The 20,706-nt window shown below is 59.3% G+C and carries 19 protein-coding genes; 12 read left to right on the top strand and 7 right to left on the bottom strand.

Translation table 11 applies throughout. The features are described from left to right. Nucleotides 1–116: 116 nt before the first annotated feature. The 9 genes from LOY68_RS05700 (at nucleotide 117) to LOY68_RS05660 (ending at nucleotide 11,026) form a co-directional block, all read left to right on the top strand. Nucleotides 117–1,031, top strand: a complete 915-nt coding sequence (locus LOY68_RS05700; protein ID WP_054047295.1) for a LysR family transcriptional regulator — start codon at nucleotides 117–119, stop codon at nucleotides 1,029–1,031. A 131-nt stretch (nucleotides 1,032–1,162) separates the two neighbouring features. After that, complete coding sequence (locus LOY68_RS05695; RefSeq protein WP_265043530.1) at nucleotides 1,163–2,620, top strand: gamma-aminobutyraldehyde dehydrogenase; 1,458 nt, start codon at nucleotides 1,163–1,165, stop codon at nucleotides 2,618–2,620. Between the two features lie 82 nt (nucleotides 2,621–2,702). Then, complete coding sequence (gene ydcS / locus LOY68_RS05690; protein WP_265043528.1) at nucleotides 2,703–3,854, top strand: putative ABC transporter substrate-binding protein YdcS; 1,152 nt, start codon at nucleotides 2,703–2,705, stop codon at nucleotides 3,852–3,854. Nucleotides 3,855–4,052: 198 nt separating this feature from the next. Then, nucleotides 4,053–5,090 carry an ABC transporter ATP-binding protein gene (locus tag LOY68_RS05685; protein ID WP_265043526.1) on the top strand — a complete coding sequence of 346 codons (1,038 nt, stop codon included), beginning with the start codon at nucleotides 4,053–4,055 and terminating at the stop codon, nucleotides 5,088–5,090. A gap of 1 nt (nucleotide 5,091) precedes the next feature. Next, complete coding sequence (locus LOY68_RS05680) at nucleotides 5,092–6,039, top strand: ABC transporter permease (RefSeq protein WP_265043524.1); 948 nt, start codon at nucleotides 5,092–5,094, stop codon at nucleotides 6,037–6,039. After that, nucleotides 6,029–6,838: an ABC transporter permease gene (locus tag LOY68_RS05675; RefSeq protein ID WP_054047303.1), complete on the top strand. Its 810-nt coding sequence runs from the start codon at nucleotides 6,029–6,031 to the stop codon at nucleotides 6,836–6,838. The genes LOY68_RS05680 and LOY68_RS05675 overlap by 11 nt, the downstream gene beginning before the upstream one ends. A 159-nt stretch (nucleotides 6,839–6,997) precedes the next feature. Next, the gene (locus tag LOY68_RS05670; RefSeq protein ID WP_265043522.1) at nucleotides 6,998–8,422 is read left to right on the top strand and encodes a gamma-aminobutyraldehyde dehydrogenase; all 1,425 of its coding nucleotides are present in this window, start codon (nucleotides 6,998–7,000) and stop codon (nucleotides 8,420–8,422) included. Between the two features lie 226 nt (nucleotides 8,423–8,648). Then, a complete protein-coding gene (locus tag LOY68_RS05665; protein ID WP_265043520.1) occupies nucleotides 8,649–10,133 on the top strand; it encodes an APC family permease in 1,485 nt (494 codons plus the stop codon). Nucleotides 10,134–10,525: 392 nt separating this feature from the next. Continuing rightward, entirely contained in the window at nucleotides 10,526–11,026 is a 501-nt protein-coding gene (locus LOY68_RS05660; RefSeq protein WP_163908672.1) for a Bro-N domain-containing protein, read from the top strand. 117 nt (nucleotides 11,027–11,143) lie between these two features. Here LOY68_RS05660 and LOY68_RS05655 read toward each other — a convergent pair whose 3' ends face one another. The 3 genes from LOY68_RS05655 to LOY68_RS05645 all read right to left on the bottom strand — a co-directional run bounded on the left by LOY68_RS05655 (nucleotide 11,144) and on the right by LOY68_RS05645 (nucleotide 12,115). Continuing rightward, nucleotides 11,144–11,545 carry a type II toxin-antitoxin system VapC family toxin gene (locus tag LOY68_RS05655; RefSeq protein WP_265043516.1) on the bottom strand — a complete coding sequence of 134 codons (402 nt, stop codon included), beginning with the start codon at nucleotides 11,543–11,545 and terminating at the stop codon, nucleotides 11,144–11,146. After that, a complete protein-coding gene (locus LOY68_RS05650; protein WP_163908668.1) occupies nucleotides 11,545–11,790 on the bottom strand; it encodes an AbrB/MazE/SpoVT family DNA-binding domain-containing protein in 246 nt (81 codons plus the stop codon). The genes LOY68_RS05655 and LOY68_RS05650 overlap by 1 nt, the downstream gene beginning before the upstream one ends. Nucleotides 11,791–11,929: 139 nt before the next feature. After that, nucleotides 11,930–12,115 carry a hypothetical protein gene (locus tag LOY68_RS05645; protein WP_054047310.1) on the bottom strand — a complete coding sequence of 62 codons (186 nt, stop codon included), beginning with the start codon at nucleotides 12,113–12,115 and terminating at the stop codon, nucleotides 11,930–11,932. A 415-nt stretch (nucleotides 12,116–12,530) separates the two neighbouring features. Here LOY68_RS05645 and LOY68_RS05640 point away from each other — a divergent pair, with 415 nt between their 5' ends. Further along, a complete protein-coding gene (locus LOY68_RS05640; protein ID WP_163908666.1) occupies nucleotides 12,531–14,156 on the top strand; it encodes a glucan biosynthesis protein D in 1,626 nt (541 codons plus the stop codon). A gap of 144 nt (nucleotides 14,157–14,300) precedes the next feature. On the opposite strand, the gene LOY68_RS05635 is transcribed toward LOY68_RS05640, so the two are convergent. The 3 genes from LOY68_RS05635 to LOY68_RS05625 form a co-directional block, all read right to left on the bottom strand. Further along, nucleotides 14,301–15,407, bottom strand: coding sequence for an NADH:flavin oxidoreductase/NADH oxidase (locus LOY68_RS05635; RefSeq protein ID WP_265043513.1), 1,107 nt, complete (start codon nucleotides 15,405–15,407; stop codon nucleotides 14,301–14,303). Nucleotides 15,408–15,676: 269 nt separating this feature from the next. Beyond that, a complete protein-coding gene (gene recJ, locus LOY68_RS05630; RefSeq protein ID WP_163908662.1) occupies nucleotides 15,677–17,386 on the bottom strand; it encodes a single-stranded-DNA-specific exonuclease RecJ in 1,710 nt (569 codons plus the stop codon). 66 nt (nucleotides 17,387–17,452) lie between these two features. Beyond that, a complete protein-coding gene (locus LOY68_RS05625; protein WP_054047319.1) occupies nucleotides 17,453–17,995 on the bottom strand; it encodes a YaeQ family protein in 543 nt (180 codons plus the stop codon). A gap of 146 nt (nucleotides 17,996–18,141) precedes the next feature. Between LOY68_RS05625 and LOY68_RS05620 the strand changes: the two genes are divergently transcribed. Both LOY68_RS05620 and LOY68_RS05615 read left to right on the top strand, forming a co-directional pair. Then, nucleotides 18,142–19,341: a CaiB/BaiF CoA transferase family protein gene (locus LOY68_RS05620; protein WP_265043511.1), complete on the top strand. Its 1,200-nt coding sequence runs from the start codon at nucleotides 18,142–18,144 to the stop codon at nucleotides 19,339–19,341. Continuing rightward, a complete protein-coding gene (locus LOY68_RS05615; RefSeq protein WP_265043509.1) occupies nucleotides 19,322–20,248 on the top strand; it encodes a TIGR02285 family protein in 927 nt (308 codons plus the stop codon). The genes LOY68_RS05620 and LOY68_RS05615 overlap by 20 nt, the downstream gene beginning before the upstream one ends. A gap of 170 nt (nucleotides 20,249–20,418) precedes the next feature. Here LOY68_RS05615 and LOY68_RS05610 read toward each other — a convergent pair whose 3' ends face one another. Then, nucleotides 20,419–20,706: a DUF3509 domain-containing protein gene (locus LOY68_RS05610; RefSeq protein WP_054047324.1), complete on the bottom strand. Its 288-nt coding sequence runs from the start codon at nucleotides 20,704–20,706 to the stop codon at nucleotides 20,419–20,421.

The following is a 20,706-nucleotide window of genomic DNA, read 5'->3' as shown; positions in this document are numbered from 1 at the left end:
GACCGCGAGAGTGCTTCCAGATGTTGCTCGCTCGCCGAAGCGCCCAACTGGGCCATCGATTAAAAAGATATACACTCGAACGAATCTATAAAAACCGCCCACCGGGTACTTTCCCCATGATGACCCTGCGTCAGATCCGTCATTTCATCGCCGTGGCCGAGACCGGCTCGATCTCCGCCGCCGCGCAAACCGCATTCATTTCCCAATCCACCCTGACCCTGGCAATCCAGCAGTTGGAGCAGGAAATCGGTGTCAGCCTGTTCAACCGACATGCCAAAGGCATGACGCTGACGCACCAAGGTCATCAATTCCTACGCCAGGCACACCTGATTCTCGCCACCGTCGATAACGCCAAACGCAGCCTGCAACAAAGCACCGACCAGGTTGCCGGGCAGTTGATCATCGGCGTGACCAGCCTCGTCGCCGGTTATTACCTGGCGGATTTGCTTACCCGGTTCCAGCGTGCTTATCCGAACGTCGAGATCCGGGTGATGGAGGACGAGCGGCCCTACATCGAGCATTTGCTGGTCAGCGGTGAGATCGATGTCGGCGTGCTGATCCTCTCCAACCTCGAAGATCGCCACGCCTTGCAGACCGAAGTCCTGACCCACTCGCCCCATCGCTTATGGCTGCCGGCCCAGCATCCGTTGCTGGAACACGACAGCATCAACCTCGCCGACGTGACTCGGGAGCCTTTGATTCAGTTGAACGTCGATGAAATGGACCGCAACGCCCAGCGCATGTGGTCGGCGGCCTCGCTGCAACCGCGCATCACGTTGAGGACCGCATCCACGGAAGCCGTGCGAAGCCTGGTTGCGGCGGGGTTGGGCGTGTCGATCCAGCCCGACATGACCTACCGACCCTGGTCACTGGAGGGCGACATCATCGAAGCCCGGCCCATCGCCGATCTCAGCCAGACCCTCGACGTCGGACTGGCCTGGCGCCGTGGCACCGCGCGGCCAGCATTGGTCGATCCATTCCTGACCGTCGCCCGCGAACAGCCTCACGGCGGGCGCAAGCCATCTATTTAATCGAACGCCACCTTCAGTATTAAGAATTTGTCGACCTCGGGCCCGGGCACTAGTCTTGTTACATCTTTATAAGACGGCCGGCCCCAGTCACTGGGAGCACCATGGCCACACAAGAAAAGAGAACCCGAAAAATGGCTGGCGCGCAGACCCCGTTGTTCACCGCGTTGTTGATCGATGGCGAATTGGTCGCGGGCCAAGGCTTTGTCGAGCCGATCCTCAACCCGGCCACCGGGGAAGTGCTGACGCACATCGCCGAAGCCAGCACCGAGCAAGTGGAAGCCGCGATCCTCGCCGCCCACCGCGCCTTCGCCAGTTGGTCTCGGACCACACCGCAGCAACGCTCGAACCTGCTGCTGGACATCGCTAACGCCATCGAAAAAAACGCCGACCTCCTCGCCCGCCTCGAATCCCTGAACTGTGGCAAGCCGCTGCACCTAGCCCGTCAGGATGATTTGAGCGCCACGGTTGATGTGTTTCGTTTTTTTGCTGGCGCGGTGCGTTGCCAGACCGGCCAGCTCAGCGGCGAATACCTGCCGGGCTACACCAGCATGGTGCGGCGCGATCCGATCGGCGTCGTGGCGTCCATCGCGCCGTGGAACTACCCGATCATGATGGCCGCGTGGAAAATCGCCCCGGCCCTCGCCGCTGGCAACACCTTGGTATTCAAACCGTCGGAGCACACGCCGCTGTCGATCCTCGCCCTGGCGCCAGCGTTGGCGGAAATCCTGCCGCGCGGGGTGATCAACATTGTTTGTGGCGGCGGTGAAGGCGTTGGCAGCCATTTGGTCAGCCACCCGAAAGTGCGCATGGTGTCGTTGACCGGCGATATCGTCACCGGACAGAAAATCCTGCAAGCCGCAGCGAAAACCCTGAAGCGCACCCACCTTGAGCTCGGCGGCAAAGCCCCGGTGATTGTCTGCAACGACGCGGACATTCAAGCGGTGGTCGAAGGCGTGCGCACTTACGGTTATTACAACGCCGGCCAGGACTGCACCGCCGCCTGCCGGATTTATGCACAGGCTGGAATCCATGATCGTTTGGTGGCCGAACTCGGCACAGCGGTCAGCAGCCTGCGTTTCGCCGGTAAACGCGATGCCGACAACGAGATCGGCCCGCTGATCAGCACCCGCCAGCGCGACCGCGTGGCCAGTTTCGTCGAACGCGCCCTCGGCCAGCCGCACATCGAGCGCGTCACCGGTGCGGCCGTGCATTCCGGCGCCGGTTTCTATTACCAGCCAACCCTGCTCGCCGGTTGCAAACAGAGCGATGAGATCGTCCAGCGCGAAGTGTTCGGACCGGTGGTCACCGTCACCCGTTTCGATGAACTCGAACAAGCCGTCGACTGGGCCAACGATTCGGAATACGGCCTCGCCTCGTCGGTCTGGACCCAGAACCTCGATAAAGCCATGCAGGTCGCGGCGCGCTTGCAGTACGGCTGCACCTGGATCAACAGCCATTTCATGCTGGTCAGCGAAATGCCCCATGGCGGCCTGAAGCGTTCGGGCTACGGCAAAGACTTATCCAGCGATTCGCTTCAGGACTACAGCGTGGTGCGGCACATCATGGCCCGCCACGGCCAGCATCTCTGACTACGCTAATAACAAGCCGCCAACGGCATGCTTCACCACGTTCACAACTGCCCCGACCATAACTAAAGAAGAGGGAATCCCCATGTTCGTGCACAAGACCGCACTGCTCAGTGCAATCACCACTGCATTGCTCGCCAGTGCCAGTATCCAGGCCGCCGAACCGCTGACAGCCGTCGGCGCCGGCGAAGGCCAGCTGGATATCGTGGCCTGGCCCGGCTACATCGAACGTGGCGAGAGCGACAAGGCCTACGACTGGGTCACCGGTTTCGAGAAGGAAACCGGCTGCAAGGTCAATGTGAAAACCGCCGCCACCTCCGATGAGATGGTCAGCCTGATGGCCAAGGGCGGGTACGACCTGGTCACCGCGTCGGGCGATGCCTCGTTGCGCTTGATCGTCGGCAAACGGGTGCAGCCGATCAACACCGCGTTGATCCCGAACTGGAAAGGCCTCGACCCGCGCCTCAAGGATGCGCCGTGGTACGTGGTCAACAAGCAGACTTACGGCACCCCGTATCAGTGGGGCCCGAACGTGCTGATGTACAACACCAACGTGTTCAAGACCGCGCCGACCAGTTGGGGCGTGGTGTTCGACGCGCAAAACCTGCCGGACGGCAAGGCCAACAAGGGTCGCGTGCAGGCGTATGACGGCCCGATCTACATCGCCGACGCGGCGCTGTACTTGAAAACCACCAAGCCTGAGCTGGGCATCAAAGACCCGTATCAACTGACCGAAGCGCAATACAAAGCCGTGCTCGATCTGTTGCGCGCCCAGCAGCCGTTGATTCACCGCTACTGGCACGACACCACCGTGCAGATGAGTGACTTCAAGAACGAAGGCGTGGTCGCGTCCAGCGCCTGGCCGTATCAGGTCAACGGCCTGATCAATGAGAAACAGCCAATCGCCTCGACCATCCCGAAAGAAGGCGCCACTGGGTGGGCGGATACGACCATGTTGCACGCCGAGGCCAAGCATCCGAACTGTGCCTACAAGTGGATGGATTGGTCGTTGCAACCGAAAGTCCAGGGTGACGTAGCGGCGTGGTTCGGCTCGTTGCCAGCGGTGCCGGCGGCGTGCACCGGCAGCGAATTGCTCGGCGCCGAGGGGTGCAAAACCAACGGATTCGACCAGTTCGAGAAGATCGCCTTCTGGAAAACCCCGCAGGCTGAAGGCGGCAAGTTTGTGCCGTACAGCCGCTGGACCCAGGATTACATCGCGATCATGGGCGGTCGTTAAGCCTCTTGTAGCAGCTGCCGAGGTACGAGGCTGCGTTGGGCTGCGTAGCGGCCCCCCGAGGGCGGTCCTGCGGTCACGCAACGCAGCCTCGTTCCTCGGCAGCTGCTACGGATCTCTCCCACAAGTTCACCGCGATAACTGTGGGAGCGAGCCTGCTCGCGAAGCTTTTTAAGATTCAGATTTTCGGAGTTCCGCACCATGACGCTTGCAGTCCAGTTCACCAACGTTTCCCGGCAGTTCGGCGAAGTGAAGGCCGTTGACCGGGTTTCCATCGATATCCAGGACGGCGAGTTCTTTTCCATGCTTGGGCCTTCCGGCTCGGGCAAAACAACGTGCCTGCGCCTGATCGCCGGGTTTGAGCAACCGAGTACAGGTTCGATCCGTATTCACGGCGAAGAAGCCGCCGGGCTGCCGCCATATCAGCGTGACGTGAACACCGTGTTCCAGGATTACGCGCTGTTCCCGCACATGAACGTTCGCGACAACGTCGCCTACGGTTTGAAAGTCAAAGGCGTCGGCAAGACCGAACGCCACAAGCGTGCCGAAGAAGCCCTCGACATGGTCGCCCTCGGCGGCTACGGCGAGCGCAAACCGGTGCAACTGTCCGGCGGCCAGCGCCAGCGTGTGGCCCTGGCCCGCGCCTTGGTCAATCGGCCGCGCGTGTTGCTGCTCGACGAACCTCTCGGCGCGCTCGACCTGAAGCTGCGCGAACAGATGCAAAGCGAGTTGAAAAAGCTGCAACGCCAACTCGGCATCACCTTCATTTTCGTCACCCACGACCAGACCGAAGCACTGTCGATGTCCGACCGCGTGGCCGTATTCAACAAGGGGCGCATCGAACAGGTCGACACCCCGCGCAACCTCTATATGAAACCGGCGACTACGTTCGTGGCGGAATTCGTCGGTACTTCTAACGTGATTCGCGGCGATCTGGCCAAGCAGTTGAGCGGCAATCCGCAGCCGTTTTCGATTCGTCCGGAACATGTGCGTTTTGCCGAAGGTCCGCTGGCCAGTCATGAGATCGAAGTCAGCGGCTTGCTCCATGACATCCAGTACCAGGGCAGCGCCACTCGCTATGAAGTGAAACTGGAAAATGGCCAGACGCTGAACATCAGCCAGGCCAACGTCCAGTGGCTGGACACCAGCGCCCAACACCAGACCGGGCAACGCATCAGCGCACGCTGGGCTCGCGAAGCGATGATTCCGTTGCACGACACCGTTCCCGGCGGGGTGTGAAATGAACACCTTGGCAATCTCTCAAACCCCGGCCAACGGCTCGCCGTTGCGGCGGTTTTCCAACCTGCTGTATCGCCGGCCTAACTTTTATCTGGCGCTGCTGCTGGTGCCGCCGCTGCTGTGGTTCGGCGCTATCTATCTCGGCTCGTTGCTGGTGTTGTTGTGGCAGGGTTTCTACACCTTCGACGACTTCACCATGGCGGTCACCCCTGACCTGACCCTGGCGAACTTTGCCGCGCTGTTCCAGCCATCGAACTTCGACATCATCCTGCGCACGCTGAGCATGGCGATTGTGGTGTCGATTGCCAGCGCCATCGTCGCGTTCCCGATTGCCTATTACATGGCGCGTTACACCACCGGCAAGACCAAGGCGTTTTTCTACATCGCGGTGATGTTGCCTATGTGGGCCAGTTACATCGTCAAGGCCTACGCCTGGACCTTGCTGCTGGCCAAGGGCGGCGTGGCGCAGTGGTTCGTTCAGCACCTGGGGCTGGAACCGATTCTGCAATTCATCCTCGGCATTCCCGGCGTCGGCGGCAGCACCTTGTCGACCTCGCACCTGGGACGTTTCATGGTGTTCGTCTACATCTGGCTGCCGTTCATGATCCTGCCGATCCAGGCCTCGCTGGAACGCCTGCCGCCCTCTCTGCTGCAAGCCTCGGCCGACCTTGGGGCGAAGCCGCGCCAGACCTTTATGCAGGTGATTTTGCCGCTGTCGATTCCGGGCATTGCCGCCGGTTCGATCTTCACTTTCTCGCTGACCCTGGGCGACTTCATCGTGCCGCAACTGGTGGGGCCGCCGGGGTACTTCGTCGGCAGCATGGTGTATGCGCAGCAAGGTGCGATTGGCAATATGCCGATGGCCGCCGCGTTCACGCTGGTGCCGATTGTGTTGATCGCCATTTACCTGACCATCGTTAAACGACTGGGGGCTTTCGATGCACTCTGAGAAAGCATCTATTGGCTTGCGCATCGCAGCCTGGGGCGGGTTGGTGTTTTTGCACTTCCCGATCCTGATCATCTTCCTCTACGCCTTCAACACCGAAGATGCGGCGTTCAGCTTCCCGCCGAAGGGCTTCACCCTGAAGTGGTTCAGCGTCGCGTTTTCGCGCCCCGACGTGCTGGAAGCGATCAAGCTCTCGGCCGAAATCGCCGCCATCGCGACGCTGATTGCGATGGTCCTCGGCACCCTCGCGTCGGCGGCGTTGTACCGCCGGGAGTTCTTCGGCAAGCAAGGCATCTCGCTGATGCTGATCCTGCCGATTGCGCTGCCGGGGATCATCACCGGGATCGCGCTGCTGGCGACCTTCAAGACCCTGGGAATCGAGCCGGGGATGTTCACCATCATCGTCGGTCACGCGACCTTCTGCGTGGTGATCGTCTACAACAACGTCATCGCCCGGTTGCGCCGTACTTCACACAGCCTGATCGAAGCCTCGATGGATCTTGGCGCCGATGGCTGGCAGACCTTCCGCTACATCGTCCTGCCGAACCTCGGCTCGGCGTTGCTGGCCGGCGGCATGCTCGCGTTTGCGCTGTCGTTCGACGAAATCATCGTCACCACCTTTACCGCCGGCCACGAACGCACCCTGCCGCTGTGGCTGCTCAACCAGCTCAGCCGCCCACGGGATGTGCCAGTGACCAACGTCGTCGCGATGCTGGTGATGATGGTCACCATGCTGCCGATCCTGGGTGCGTACTACCTGACCCGGGGTGGCGAGAGCGTGGCGGGGAGTGGCGGGAAATAACTGACAACCCATTTCTCAATGTGGAAAACCAAACCCTGTAGGAGCGAGGCTTGCCCGCGAAGCTTTTGACACTCGTGAGGACGCCTTCGCGGGCAAGCCTCGCTCCTACAAGGGATTGGGTTCCGGCAGAAAAATAATAGTTTCGATGAGGACAAAACCATGCAAACCAAACTCTTGATCAACGGCCAACTGATCGACGGCGACGGCCCCGCCCAACCGGTGTTCAACCCGGCGCTTGGCCGCGTACTGGTAGAAATCAACGAAGCCAGCGAAGCCCAGGTCGATGCGGCCGTACGCGCCGCCGACAACGCCTTCGAAGCCTGGTCGCAAACCCCGCCGAAAGAACGTTCGCTGCTGCTGCTCAAACTCGCCGACGCCATCGAAGCCCACGGCGAAGAACTGGCCAAACTGGAGTCGGACAACTGCGGCAAACCCTACAGCGCCGCGCTGAACGACGAGATCCCGGCGATTGCCGATGTGTTCCGTTTCTTCGCTGGCGCCAGCCGTTGCATGAGCGGTTCGGCGGGCGGTGAATACCTGGCCGGCCACACCTCGATGATCCGCCGCGATCCGGTGGGCGTGATCGCCTCCATCGCGCCGTGGAACTACCCGCTGATGATGGTCGCCTGGAAAATCGCCCCGGCGCTGGCCGCCGGTAATACCGTGGTGCTCAAGCCGTCGGAACAAACCCCGCTGACCGCGTTGCGTCTGGTGGAACTGGCGTCGGATATTTTCCCGGCGGGCGTACTCAACCTGGTGTTCGGTCGCGGTCCTACGGTTGGCAGTCCGCTGGTTACGCACCCGAAAGTGCGCATGGTCTCGCTAACCGGCTCCATCGCCACCGGCGCGAACATCATTTCCAGCACCGCCGACAGCGTCAAACGCATGCACATGGAACTGGGCGGCAAAGCGCCGGTGATCATCTTCGACGACGCTGACATCGACGCTGCCGTGGAAGGCATTCGCACTTTCGGCTTCTACAACGCCGGGCAGGATTGCACCGCCGCTTGCCGCATCTATGCGCAGGCCGGCATCTACGAAAAATTCGTCGAGAAGCTCGGCGCGGCGGTCAGCACGATCAAGTACGGCTTGCAGGATGACCCGGCGACCGAGTTGGGGCCGCTGATCACAGCGCAACATCGCGACCGCGTGGCCGGGTTTGTCGAGCGTGCCGTGGCGCAGTCGCACATCCGATTGGTCACCGGCGGCAAAGCGGTGGAAGGCAATGGATTCTTCTTTGAACCGACGGTGTTGGCGGATGCACAACAGGACGATGAAATCGTGCGTCGCGAGGTGTTCGGACCGGTGGTGTCAGTGACCAAGTTCAACGATGAAGCGCAGGTGCTGGGCTGGGCCAACGATTCGGACTACGGCCTGGCGTCATCGGTCTGGACCTCGGACGTCGGTCGCGCCCATCGCCTGGCCGCTCGCTTGCAGTACGGCTGCACCTGGGTGAATACGCACTTCATGCTGGTCAGCGAAATGCCTCACGGCGGTCAGAAATTGTCCGGCTACGGGAAGGACATGTCCATGTATGGGCTGGAGGACTACACCGTCGTGCGGCATGTGATGTTCAAGCATTAAAAACTTCGCGGGCAAGCCTCGCTCCTACATTTGGATGCATCCCCTGTAGGAGCGAGGCTTGCCCGCGAAGGCGTCACCGCAATCCCAAGGAAGAAACCGACACCCAGCACCACCAGGCTCAACCCCAGACAAACCAAAACAATAACCACCGACCCGGGCGGCGCCTAACAGCCCCGCCACGGTTTCGGACATCCGAAATCTGCCGATTTTCCGGAGCTGACAGACCATGAGTACATCACCCGAACTCTCCCCCGCCGTTGCCGACAGCGATGCTGAACAACTGCGCAAACTGGGCTACACCTCGAACTTCAACCGCAGCATGAGCCTGTGGGAAAACTTCGCCCTGGGCTTCACTTATCTCTCGCCAGTCGTAGGGGTTTATACCCTGTTCGGCCTGTGCCTCGCCGCTGGCGGGCCACCGATGTTCTGGGCCTATTTGCTGGTCGGTTGCGGCCAATTGCTGGTGTGCCTGATCTTCGGCGAAGTGGTTTCGCAATTCCCGATCTCCGGCGGCGTCTACCCATGGGCGCGCCGCTTGGTGGGCAAAAAATGGGCGTGGATGGTCGGCTGGATCTACTCCATCGCCCTGTGCGTGACCATCGCCGCGGTTGCCGTGGGTGCCGGTCCGTACCTCGCCGCAATGATGGGTTTTGAACCGAGCAACAACACCAACATCGTCATCGCGCTGTTCCTGACGTTGTTCGCCACGCTGGTCAACCTCAGCGGCACTAAAGTGCTGGCGCGGATCGCCATGTTCGGCTTCCTTTGCGAACTGATCGGCGCAGTGATCGTCGGCGTCTACTTGCTGATCTTCGAACGTCACCAACCGATCAGCGTCTTGTTCAACACCTTCGATATCAGCATCGACGGCTCGTACCTGCCAGCCTTCCTCACCGCCTCGCTGGCAGGAATGTTCCTGTATTACGGCTTCGAAGCCTGCGGCGACGTCGCCGAAGAAACCCCGAACCCGAGCAAGCAAATCCCGATCGCCATGCGCATGACCATCTACATCGGCGGCATCTCGGCGATGTTCGCCTGCCTGGCACTGATCCTCGCCGTGCCCGACATGCAAGCCGTGATCAACGGCACCGACAAAGACCCGGTCACCACCATCCTCAACAACGCCTTCGGCCCGGTGGGTTCGAAAGTGGTGATGGGCGTGGTGATGATTTCCTTCATCTCCTGCGTCATCAGCCTACAAGCGGCGGCGAGTCGTCTGCTGTACTCCTACGCTCGGGATGAAATGGTCATCGGCAGCACACTGCTGAAAAAGATTTCCCCTACGACTCAAGTGCCGGTTGCGGCGCTGTTTGTGTCGGGTGTCCTGCCTGCACTGATCATCGCACTCGGATTCTTCCTGCAAGATGCTGTCGCGACCATCGTCAGCTTCGCGGCCATCGGGATTTACCTGGCATTCCAGATGATCGTCCTGGCAGCGTTGTATGCACGAATGAAAGGCTGGAAACCGAGCGGCAAATTCACCCTGGGTGCATGGGGTTTGCCGGTGAACATCGGCGCGCTGGTTTATGGCGTCGGCGCGATCATCAACATGGCCTGGCCGCGTACGCCGGATGCAGCTTGGTATATCAACTATGCGATGGTGTTGAGCACGGCGATTGTGATTGGGTTGGGGTTGATCTACATGTTGATTGCCAAGCCGTACGACCACGGGACTGCGCCTGCGGGGGATGCTTGGAAGGTTAGTCGGTAAATGATGTTGCCCAGCCCGTAGTGATGCGGGCTGGGTTCATGCTCGTTTTTTCCTACAGACTGAGCCTTCCAGTAAAAGCACCAATTCCTACAACACATGGCGCCAGAGTAGACTTGGCGCCGCGAGCGCCTGGACGATAGGCTTTACCTCGTCGCTGCCAAATCAGCGACCCGGGGTCGAAGCCGGAAAAAGTCAAAACGGTGCTTGCGCACCCTCCATAGAACTACGGCTGTTTCACGCCTTCAGTTCTGCTTTATGGCGGGCCGTGTGGCGCGGGCCTTTCGGCTTCCGTTTTGACTGGAAGTGTCCCGACTTCGAACGCCACTCGGTCCGCCACCCAACCTGTCGAAGGGTTGGTGGCGACTTTCCCAATCAAAGCGGAAGTTACCTCCATGCTTAATCAAGCTCAAAATTCGCCTCATTTCATACCAACCGTCTTCACCCGCCACAACCGCTTCCTCCACACCCTCATGCAAGACAACCAAGCCTGGTTCTGCGTCCACGATCTCGGTCGCCTGATGGGCCGCCCAATGGACGAACGCCTCACCCTGAAACTCGATCCCGATCAGCGTCGAAACGTCCGACTGCTGAAAAGCGGCAACACCGTCGAATCCCTGATGGTCAGCGAATCAGGTACGTACGCCCTTCTCGTCCACCACTTCATCCCGGAAAACCGAAACCTGCGCCAATGGCTGAGCAATGAAGTCATCCCGATGCTGCGTGAGTCGAACGCGGCATCTGTGGATAACATTCCAAGCCTGAGTTCGCTGCAATGGGCCGGCATCTCGGTGCCGCTGTTGCACTGGCAGCATCAGGCCTGGATCAAGTGGCGGGACATGCCTGACCTGATGCAGGTACACCGACCTTTCAAGATCATGGGCACTTGCAGTTGAAGTGAAGGTAAAAAATGAAAAGGGGCAGACTTTGCAGTCCGCCCCCGTTATTAACCATTCTTCAGAATCTCCACGAATCGCTTTTTCTGCCAGTCTATCCGTGACAACACGAGGGGCTCACGCTGGCACTATCAATTCAACCGACGGAAAATAGTTGCGATAACGCTTGGCATCCCGAGTCAGTAGCGGCAGCTTTTTCACAGCGGCATGCGCACCGATGAAAAAATCCGCCAACACATTACTTTTCCCGCCCCCAATTTTCCGGTAACGAATAAAAGCTTTTCCTGCCAAAAACAAAGCAGGACGCGGGAGTTCCCGCATCTCCAAACCGAGTTGAGTAACAGCATCATCCAACGCTTCAAACGTGGTGAAGGTATGGGACAGTTCGGCGTAGATAATCGGATTAATGGCCAACTCATGGATCTGGGATTGAGCACGTAGCTGTTGAATGGACCAATCGGCCCAAACGGGATCATCCTCCAGAACATCAATCAACACATTCGTGTCGACCAATATCATCAGTCCTCACCCCGCAGCAACGCCATCAAATCATCTGTCCGCCACTTGATATCCGCTTTACCACGCGCAGCCTCGAACCGATCTGGAATGGCTGTTTTTTCAGCTTTTGTCTTATGACCATGCAGCACGACCTCACCTTGCGCGTTGACGCTAAACTCGATGGCCGAACCCGGTATCAGATGCAGCGCGTCACGAATAGGCTTGGGAATGGTTACCTGCCCTTTACTGGTCATGGTTGTCGTCATGTCACTCTCCTGAAGTATTACTCTGTGGAGAAACGTAATACTTGGTATGCAATCCTGCAACCGCCGCTCATCGTAGGTATCTTCCCACCGCTCCGTAGGATACGACCGTGACACTAGTGTCACGGCCAAATCCCTCTCCTCAAAACCGCGAAACACTCCTCATCGCATCCACCAGATACCTCATCGCAATCCGATCACTCTCGGACAGCTCCCGATACCGCTCCACCAATTTCATCTCCTCTGAATTGAGTCGACGCCTGCGCCTTACATTCGACAGAAATGGAAATATCCCTAACAGCTCGGTGATGCCTTGTACTTTCGACATGGACGATGTCCTTCTAATACGTCAAAGAAAACTTCAGAAAACCGCATCGCCCTACTACTTTTTCAGCAGTCGCTTGGTGCGCGCTGAACCCACCGGCCTGAAGGGCCGAAACCGGTCATGCCCATAGGATAGGAATTAAATCGGCGCTGAAAAGTGGTTTTTAGAGTAATTAGTCGAAAAAGGCACAAATGGCTTATAAAACAGAAAGTACTGTGGGAAACGTTACCGGACACGTCTTGTTTCATTGCCGCAACATTGTTGTGCTATCAATCATTTTTTCTCCGGGACCGAACGGTTTAAGCTATTTGGCATCTGTTTAAAGTCCGTTGCGTTTGGCCGAAGGCATGTCCGAACCTCCATTTTTGATCCAGCAGTGCCAGGAACGGCGCGGGATTGTTCACGACAGGTTGTACTTATGCACCGCAGGAATTTGCTCAAAGCGTCCATGGCTATCGCTGCCTACACCGGCTTATCGGCCACCGGCCTGTTGGCCGCTCGGGCTTGGGCCGGGAATGGCGCGGCGGATGGCGACGCGCAGGCGTTCGACTTCGAAGCGCTGAAGATCCAGGCCAAGCAGCTCGCCGGCAATCGTTATCAGGACACCAAGCAGGTGCTGCCGCCGACATTGGCGACCATGGCGCCGCAACAATTCAACGCGATTCAGTACGACGGCAAGCACTCGTTGTGGAACGACTTGAACGGTCAACTGGACGTGCAGTTTTTCCACGTCGGCATGGGCTTCAAGCAACCTGTGCGCATGTTCAGCGTCGATCCCAAGACGCGTCAGGCGCGAGAAGTGCATTTCCGTCCGTCGCTGTTCAACTATGAAAAAACCACGGTCGACACCAAGCAGCTTGGCGCTGACCTGGGGTTTTCCGGGTTCAAGTTGTTCAAGGCCCCCGAGCTGGACAAGCACGACGTGCTGTCCTTCCTCGGCGCCAGCTATTTCCGCGCGGTGGATGCTTCTGGCCAATATGGCCTGTCGGCTCGCGGCCTGGCGATCGATACTTACGCCAAGAAGCGTGAGGAATTCCCGGACTTCACCAAGTTCTGGTTCGAGACGCCGGACAAGGACAGCACCCGTTTCGTGGTCTACGCCTTGCTCGATTCGCCGAGTGCCACTGGCGCCTACCGTTTCGACATCGACTGCCAGGCCAGTCAGGTGGTCATGGCCATCGACGCGCACATCAATGCGCGTACCGCCATCGAGCAACTGGGCATCTCGCCGATGACCAGCATGTTCAGTTGCGGCACCCACGAGCGGCGCATGTGCGACACCATTCACCCGCAAATCCATGACTCTGATCGCCTGGCCATGTGGCGCGGTAACGGCGAGTGGATCTGCCGTCCGCTGAACAACCCGGCGACCCTGCAGTTCAATGCCTTCGCCGACACCGATCCGAAAGGTTTCGGCCTGGTGCAGACCGATCACGAGTTCGCCAGCTATCAAGACACCGTCGACTGGTACAGCAAGCGTCCGAGCCTGTGGGTAGAACCTACAACTGCGTGGGGCGAAGGCTCTATCGATCTGCTGGAAATTCCTACAACCGGCGAGACCCTGGATAACATCGTCGCGTTCTGGACGCCGAAGAAACCCGTGGCGGCCGGTGATTCGCTGAATTACGGCTACAAGCTTTACTGGAGCGCATTGCCGCCGGTCAGCACGCCGCTGGCGCGGGTCAACGCGACCCGTTCGGGCATGGGTGGGTTTATCGAAGGCTGGGCGCCGGGCGAGCATTACCCGGAAGTCTGGGCCCGTCGCTTTGCGGTGGATTTCACCGGTGGCGGTCTGGACCGGTTGCCGCCGGGTGCGGCGATCGAGCCGGTGGTCACTTGCTCGAATGGCGAAGTGAAAGACTTCAACGTGCTGGTGCTCGATGACATCAAGGGTTACCGGATTACGTTTGACTGGTTCCCGACCAATGACAGCGTCGCACCGGTGGAGCTGCGGTTGTTTATTCGCACCAATGACCGGACGTTGAGTGAAACCTGGTTGTACCAGTATTTCCCGCCGGCGCCGGAGAAGCGTAAGTACATCTGATGTAGCAAAATCAAAAGATCGCAGCCTTCGGCAGCTCCTACAGGGGAATCGCATTTCTCTGTAGGAGCTGCCGAAGGCTGCGATCTTTTGACGTTAAAAAGCCCCGATCAATCCGATCGGGGCTTTTTGTTTTTACAGCGCTATTCAGTCCCGCAAATCAGACTCATGAATCGGCTGATCGCGATGGGTCGCCCGCTGATACTGCGCCGGCCACACCGCTTTGCGTCCACCCAGGTCATCATCGGCATGCAGCGGCCAGTACGGATCGCGCAACAACTCCCGAGCCAGGAAGATGATATCCGCCTGACAGGTCCGCAGAATGTGCTCAGCCTGCGCCGGCTCGGTAATCATGCCCACGGTGCCCGTGGCGATGCCTGACTCCTTACGCACGCGCTCAGCGAAGCGGGTTTGATAACCTGGCCCTGTAGGAATTTCCGCGTTGGCCGCCGTACCGCCCGACGAGACGTCGATTAAATCCACGCCCAGGTCCTTGAGGCGTCGTGCCAGCTCCACGGTTTCGTCCGGGTTCCAGCCGTCTTCCACCCAATCGGTGGCCGATACCCGCACAAACAGCGGCAACTCTTCCGGCCAGACCGCACGCACTGCTTCGGTGACTTGCAGCACCAACCGAATGCGATTTTCGAACGAGCCGCCATATTGGTCGCGCCGCTGATTGCTTAATGGCGACAGAAACTGATGCAGCAGATAACCGTGAGCAGCGTGGATCTCGGCCACTTTGAAACCGGCGGTCAGTGCACGTCTAGCCGCATCGACGAAGGCCTGGATGACTTCAGCGATTTGCCCTTCATCGAGCTGTTTAGGCGGCGTGTGTTGGGGATCGAAGGCAATCGGCGAAGGCCCGACCGGGGTCCAGCCACCGTCTTCGGGCTTGAGGCTACCGTGCTTGCCGATCCACGGCCGATGGGTGCTGGCCTTGCGCCCGGCGTGGGCCAGTTGAATACCGGCGACGGCGCCTTGGGCCGCGATAAACCGAGTGATGCGTTGCAGCGGTTCGATCTGTTCGTCATTCCACAGGCCGAGGTCTTCGGCGGTGATGCGGCCATCGGCGGTAACCGCCGTGGCTTCGGTAAAAATCAGACCGGCCCCGCCGACGGCACGGCTGCCGAGGTGGACCAGGTGCCAGTCATTGGCCAGGCCATCGACGCTGGAGTACTGGCACATGGGCGATACGGCAATGCGGTTAAGCAGGGTCAATTGGCGAAGGGTATAGGGTTCAAGCAGCAGACTCATGGGGCACCTCTCGAATCAGTGGGCAGGCTCCAGGGTTCTGTTTGAAAAGTCGACGAGTGACAGTAAAAGGTGCAGCACCCGCCCCCGCGGGCAAAAAATTCGACAAGACGTCACAAGGCCAATCAAGCAGTGCTTAGAGCCTAGTCGACAACGGGGGATGAGGGAGGGTTCCGGGGATATTTGGTGTCTGGGAGATCGCTTCGCGGGCAAGCCTCGCTCCTACAGGGTTCGCGCAATTCCTGTAGGAGCGAGGCTTGCCCGCGAAGGGGTCACCGCGGTTCGATGTGAGCAATCATCAGTTGAACAGTTTCATTCCCGCGAAACTCGTTGAGATCGAGTTTGTACGCCAGCTCAACCCATTTGATAGTCGGATTCGGCCAGATATCACGGTCGATACCAAAAGCAATGCCATCCAGCTTCACCGAACCACACTCACTTCTCAGCACCACTTTAAGGTGCCGCTCGCCCACCACCCTTTGCTCGACCAACTGGAACACGCCGTGAAACAACGGCTCCGGGAAGTGCTGACCCCAAGGGCCGGCATGGCGCAGCGCGCGGGCCAGTTCAAGATGGAATTCTTCGACAGCCAAAACCCCGTCAGACAGCAAGCGCCCGGTCAGGTCTTCTTCGCGCAATTGCCTACGCACTTCAGCATCAAAGGCTTCAGCGAACAGCGGAAAATTCGCTTCCGGCAAGGTCAAACCGGCCGCCATCGCGTGGCCGCCGTACTTGCTGATCAGGTTCGGATGCTGCGCCGCCACCACGCTCAAGGCGTCACGAATGTGAAAGCCCTGGACCGAACGACCCGAGCCCTTGAGCAAGCCATCGCCAGCATCGGCAAAGGCAATCGTCGGACGGAAATAGCGCTCTTTCATCCGCGAAGCGAGGATGCCGATAACGCCTTGGTGCCACTCGGGATCGAACAGGCACAGGCCGAACGGCATCGACTCCACCGGCAGATCCTTGAGCTGCGCCAGCGCTTCACGCTGCATGCCTTGCTCGATGGATTTACGATCCTGGTTCATGCCGTCGAGCTGGGCCGCCATCTCGCGGGCAAGCCCTGCGTCGTCGGTAAGCAGGCATTCGATGCCCAGACTCATGTCATCCAGGCGTCCTGCCGCATTCAAACGCGGGCCGACAATGAAGCCCAAATCGGTAGAGGTAATCCGCGCCGGCTCGCGCTTGGCGACTTCGAGAATCGCCTTGATCCCCGGGCGGGCGCGACCGGCGCGAATCCGTTCCAGGCCTTGGTGCACCAGGATCCGGTTATTGGCATCCAGCGGCACCACGTCGGCGACGCTGCCCAATGCCACCAAGTCCAGCAACTCGCCGATGTTCGGCTGAGGTTTGCTCTCATACCAACCGAGACTGCGCAGGCGTGCACGCAGGGCCATCAGCACATAAAAAATCACTCCGACCCCGGCCAGCGCCTTGCTCGGAAAGTCGCAACCAGGCTGGTTCGGATTGACGATGGCATCGGCCAGCGGCAGCTCATCGCCGGGCAAGTGGTGATCGGTGACCAGCACTTTGAGCTTGGCCTTTTTCGCCGCCGCCACACCTTCGACGCTGGAAATCCCATTGTCCACGGTGATCAGCAGCTGCGGATCACGGGTCAACGCCACTTCGACGATTTCCGGGGTCAGGCCGTAGCCATACTCGAAACGGTTCGGCACCAGATAATCGACGTGAGCCGCGCCCAGCAGGCGCAAACCAAGCACGCCGACGGTACTGGCTGTCGCGCCATCGGCATCGAAGTCGCCGACGATCAGAATCCGCTGGCGCTGTTCCAGTGCCGTCACCAGCAGATCCACCGCCGCGTCGATGCCCTTGAGTTGTTGAAACGGAATCAGCCGGGCCAGGCTCTTGTCCAGTTCAGCCTCGCTCTGCACGCCCCGTGCCGCGTACAGACGGGTCAGCAGCGGCGGCAGATCACCGAGGAATGGCAGGGTGTCGGGCAACAGGCGAGGTTCGATGCGCATGGGGTGACAGGTGCTTCTCTTGAATACGTAGGATAAAACCGGATGACGCGTAGTACCGGCGAATGATCAGCCGCGTTCGCCGCTCAGCCACTGCAACTGGACTTCATGTTGACCACGGTCGTCGGTGACGAAAATCGTCCCTTCGCTGATCATCACGTCCCACTTGATAACGCGGGGCATGTCTTTGGCCAGGGTTTCCAGGATGTCCTGCGGCACGGCAGCAATGTGCACGTTTTTCAGGTTCTTGATCGCCGGGATCACTTTGGTTTCCCAGACACGCAGACTGCCGTACGCCAACAGGCTGGTGCGCTCGGTGCGACGCGAGCACCAGGTCAAGCGATCGGCGTCTGGCTGGCCGACTTCGATCCAGTGCAGGACGCGGTCATCCAGGCTCTTTTCCCACAGGGCCGGTTCATCCACGTCTGACAGACCGCGCCCAAACGACAGCTGCTCGTTGTACCAGAAGGCGTAGGCCAGCAGCCGCACGGTCATGCGCTCTTCGGTTTCCGAAGGGTGACGGGCGATGGTCTGCTTCACGCTCTCGTAGATGCTGCGGTCGAGGTCGGTGAGGTTCAGTTCAAACTTGTAGGTCGTGGACGGCTGGGCCATGAACGGGCTTCTTGATACGAGGAAAGGCCGCAAGTCTAACCGATGCGACAGGCAATCAGAGCATTGACGACCATCAACTTCGGGCGACTGACACGCGGCTATGTTAAAACGCACTACTCACACGACTTTGTCCTACAGGATCGCGCATGCCATTCACCGGAAAACCACTCTCAGGCCTGAAAGTCATCGAATTGGGTACGTTGATTGCCGGGCCGTTTGCCTCGCGCATTTGCGGCGAGTTCGGTGCTGAAGTGATCAAGATTGAATCCCCGGATGGCGGTGATCCGTTGCGTAAATGGCGCAAGTTGTATGAAGGCACCTCGCTCTGGTGGTTCGTCCAGGCGCGCAACAAGAAGTCCCTGACCTTGAACCTCAAGCATCCGGACGGCCTGGCGATTCTGAAAAAACTGCTCAGCGAGGCGGACATCCTGATAGAGAATTTTCGCCCCGGCGTGTTGGAAAAGCTCGGTCTGGGGTGGGAAGTTTTACACGCCCTGAACCCGAAACTGGTGATGGTGCGGCTCTCGGGATTCGGCCAGACCGGACCAATGAAAGATCAACCGGGGTTTGGCGCAGTCGGTGAATCCATGGGCGGTCTGCGCTACATCACCGGGTTCGAGGATCGACCGCCGGTGCGTACCGGGATTTCCATCGGAGACTCGATTGCCGCGCTGTGGGGCGTGATCGGCGCGCTGATGGCCCTGCGTCATCGCGAGGTCAACGGCGGCCTGGGCCAGATGGTCGACGTGGCGCTGTATGAAGCGATCTTCGCCATGATGGAAAGCATGGTCCCGGAATTCGATGTGTTCGGTTTCATCCGCGAGCGCACCGGCAACATCATGCCTGGCATCACGCCCTCCTCCATCCACACCAGCGCAGATGGCAAGCACGTGCAGATTGGCGCCAATGGCGACGCAATCTTCAAGCGGTTCATGTTGATTATTGGTCGGGAAGATTTGGCCAACGACCCGGTGCTCGCCAGCAATGACGGGCGTGACAGCCGTCGCGACGAGATTTACGGAGTCATCGATCGTTGGGTCAATTCGCTGCCGCTCGATCGCGTGATCGAGCAGTTGAACCAGGCCGACGTCCCGGCCAGCCGGATCTTCAGCGCCGAAGACATGTTCAGCGATCCGCAGTACCTGGCCCGGGAAATGTTACTGCACGCCAATCTGCCGGATGGCAAGGACTTCAAGATGCCGGGGATCGTGCCGAAACTCTCTGAGACACCTGGCACTTCCGAATGGGTCGGACCGCAGTTGGGTGAACACAATGCGCAGGTACTCCACGATCTTGGCTACGACAAGGGACAGATCGCAAAGCTGCGTGAAGACGGGGCCATTTAAGCTGAAGCGCCTGCTTTCATCAGCGGCCAAGCCTGCTCTGCACTGGTGTGCGTGGGTGGTTATCGGGCTATTGGCAGGTTTTGCGTCAACCGCTTCGGCACAACCCAAAGAGACGCTGATCTGGCTCTTGAGGGACCTGCCGCCCATGACGATCTTCGAAGGCCCGAAAAAAGGCCAAGGCGTGATTGATCAACTGATGCCGCTGTTGATTGCAGGCATGCCGCAATACGAGCACAGCCTGATGCGGGTGAACCGCGCCCGCGGCATGCAGATGCTCCAAGAAGAATCATTCACCTGCGACCCTTCGCTGATCTGGACCAAAGAACGGGAGAAGTGGATCGCGTTTTCCACGCCGGCATTTCTGGCGGTGACCAATGGCTTGGTGGTCCGTCAGACAAATCGAGCAGCACTGGAGCCGTTTCTTGTCGATGGCGAAGTCGATCTCCCCGCATTGCTGGGTAGCGGCAGTAACAAAGTCGGCGTCATCGCCGAACGCAGTTACGGCCCCTACCTCGACGGCCTGCTGCAACAGGCGCCGACCGGTGCCTTGACCGCTCATTACGGTAATGATGCGCTAGGTAGTCTGTTACAGATGCAGCGCCTGGGGCGGTTGCAGATGGTGCTGGGCTATTGGCCGGAAATCCGCTATCGAGCCAGTGTTGAACACATTGCCGACAATGAACTGGCGTTCTACCCGGTCAAAGGCACTGGCAAGTACCTGCCTGGCTACATTGGTTGTTCCGCCACAGCGCAAGGTCGGCAGGCCATCAGCGAGATCAATCAGCTATTGCGCACCCTGCCCCACGAGCGACTGGCCCATGCCTACGCCGACTGGCTCGACCCGGAAAGGCGCAGCGACTACTTGGGGGAAGCCAAGCGCTTTTTCGAGCATCAGGACGCGCAGTGACGAATTTCAGGCAAAAAGAAACCCCGAGAAGTGGGGAGACGACTCGGGGTTAAACGTGGCCTACATAAAGACCAGTAGCAGCAAGCTACAAGCACCGGAGCACAATGCTTGATCCTGCTGTTACATGGTCTGACGACCTTGGCGCAGGAAGGTTCCCACAAAAAGGCAATTCAATTTCGATTGGCCAGGATCTTGTCCTGGGCCGCATTGCGCAACGCCGCGATCACACAGGGCTCCAGGCGACCTTCGGCAATCAGCACATCGCGATGCAATCCGTCGACGACATCCGTCAGTTGCCGCTTATCGGTCAACTGCGCCTGATTGAACTCGCGTTCCACCACAATCGCGCCGGCCGCACTCTTCAGGGTCACCAGGCATTCGCCATGGGTACCCGACGGGGTCAACGTCACTTGATACGGGCTCAGAGCCTCACCGAGCAATAGGCTGATACTTTCCAT

This window comes from Pseudomonas sp. B21-053 (assembly GCF_026016365.1).
Lineage (GTDB): Bacteria > Pseudomonadota > Gammaproteobacteria > Pseudomonadales > Pseudomonadaceae > Aquipseudomonas > Aquipseudomonas nunensis.
Note: the sequence above shows the minus strand (reverse complement) of the source record. Positions and strands in the feature narration are given on the sequence as shown.

Bases quoted from the DNA above. Each gene is read 5' to 3' on its own strand.
- recJ (WP_163908662.1), bottom strand. From the start codon at position 17,386: ATGCGCATCGAACCTCGCCTGTTGCCCGACACCCTGCCATTCCTCGGT.
- ydcS (WP_265043528.1), top strand. From the start codon at position 2,703: ATGTTCGTGCACAAGACCGCACTGCTCAGTGCAATCACCACTGCATTG.
- LOY68_RS05670 (WP_265043522.1), top strand. From the start codon at position 6,998: ATGCAAACCAAACTCTTGATCAACGGCCAACTGATCGACGGCGACGGC.
- LOY68_RS05625 (WP_054047319.1), bottom strand. From the start codon at position 17,995: ATGGCCCAGCCGTCCACGACCTACAAGTTTGAACTGAACCTCACCGAC.
- LOY68_RS05610 (WP_054047324.1), bottom strand. From the start codon at position 20,706: ATGGAAAGTATCAGCCTATTGCTCGGTGAGGCTCTGAGCCCGTATCAA.
- LOY68_RS05640 (WP_163908666.1), top strand. From the start codon at position 12,531: ATGCACCGCAGGAATTTGCTCAAAGCGTCCATGGCTATCGCTGCCTAC.
- LOY68_RS05685 (WP_265043526.1), top strand. From the start codon at position 4,053: ATGACGCTTGCAGTCCAGTTCACCAACGTTTCCCGGCAGTTCGGCGAA.
- LOY68_RS05645 (WP_054047310.1), bottom strand. From the start codon at position 12,115: ATGTCGAAAGTACAAGGCATCACCGAGCTGTTAGGGATATTTCCATTT.
- LOY68_RS05620 (WP_265043511.1), top strand. From the start codon at position 18,142: ATGCCATTCACCGGAAAACCACTCTCAGGCCTGAAAGTCATCGAATTG.
- LOY68_RS05660 (WP_163908672.1), top strand. From the start codon at position 10,526: ATGCTTAATCAAGCTCAAAATTCGCCTCATTTCATACCAACCGTCTTC.
- LOY68_RS05700 (WP_054047295.1), top strand. From the start codon at position 117: ATGATGACCCTGCGTCAGATCCGTCATTTCATCGCCGTGGCCGAGACC.
- LOY68_RS05695 (WP_265043530.1), top strand. From the start codon at position 1,163: ATGGCTGGCGCGCAGACCCCGTTGTTCACCGCGTTGTTGATCGATGGC.
- LOY68_RS05665 (WP_265043520.1), top strand. From the start codon at position 8,649: ATGAGTACATCACCCGAACTCTCCCCCGCCGTTGCCGACAGCGATGCT.
- LOY68_RS05680 (WP_265043524.1), top strand. From the start codon at position 5,092: ATGAACACCTTGGCAATCTCTCAAACCCCGGCCAACGGCTCGCCGTTG.
- LOY68_RS05650 (WP_163908668.1), bottom strand. From the start codon at position 11,790: ATGACGACAACCATGACCAGTAAAGGGCAGGTAACCATTCCCAAGCCT.
- LOY68_RS05655 (WP_265043516.1), bottom strand. From the start codon at position 11,545: ATGATATTGGTCGACACGAATGTGTTGATTGATGTTCTGGAGGATGAT.
- LOY68_RS05675 (WP_054047303.1), top strand. From the start codon at position 6,029: ATGCACTCTGAGAAAGCATCTATTGGCTTGCGCATCGCAGCCTGGGGC.
- LOY68_RS05635 (WP_265043513.1), bottom strand. From the start codon at position 15,407: ATGAGTCTGCTGCTTGAACCCTATACCCTTCGCCAATTGACCCTGCTT.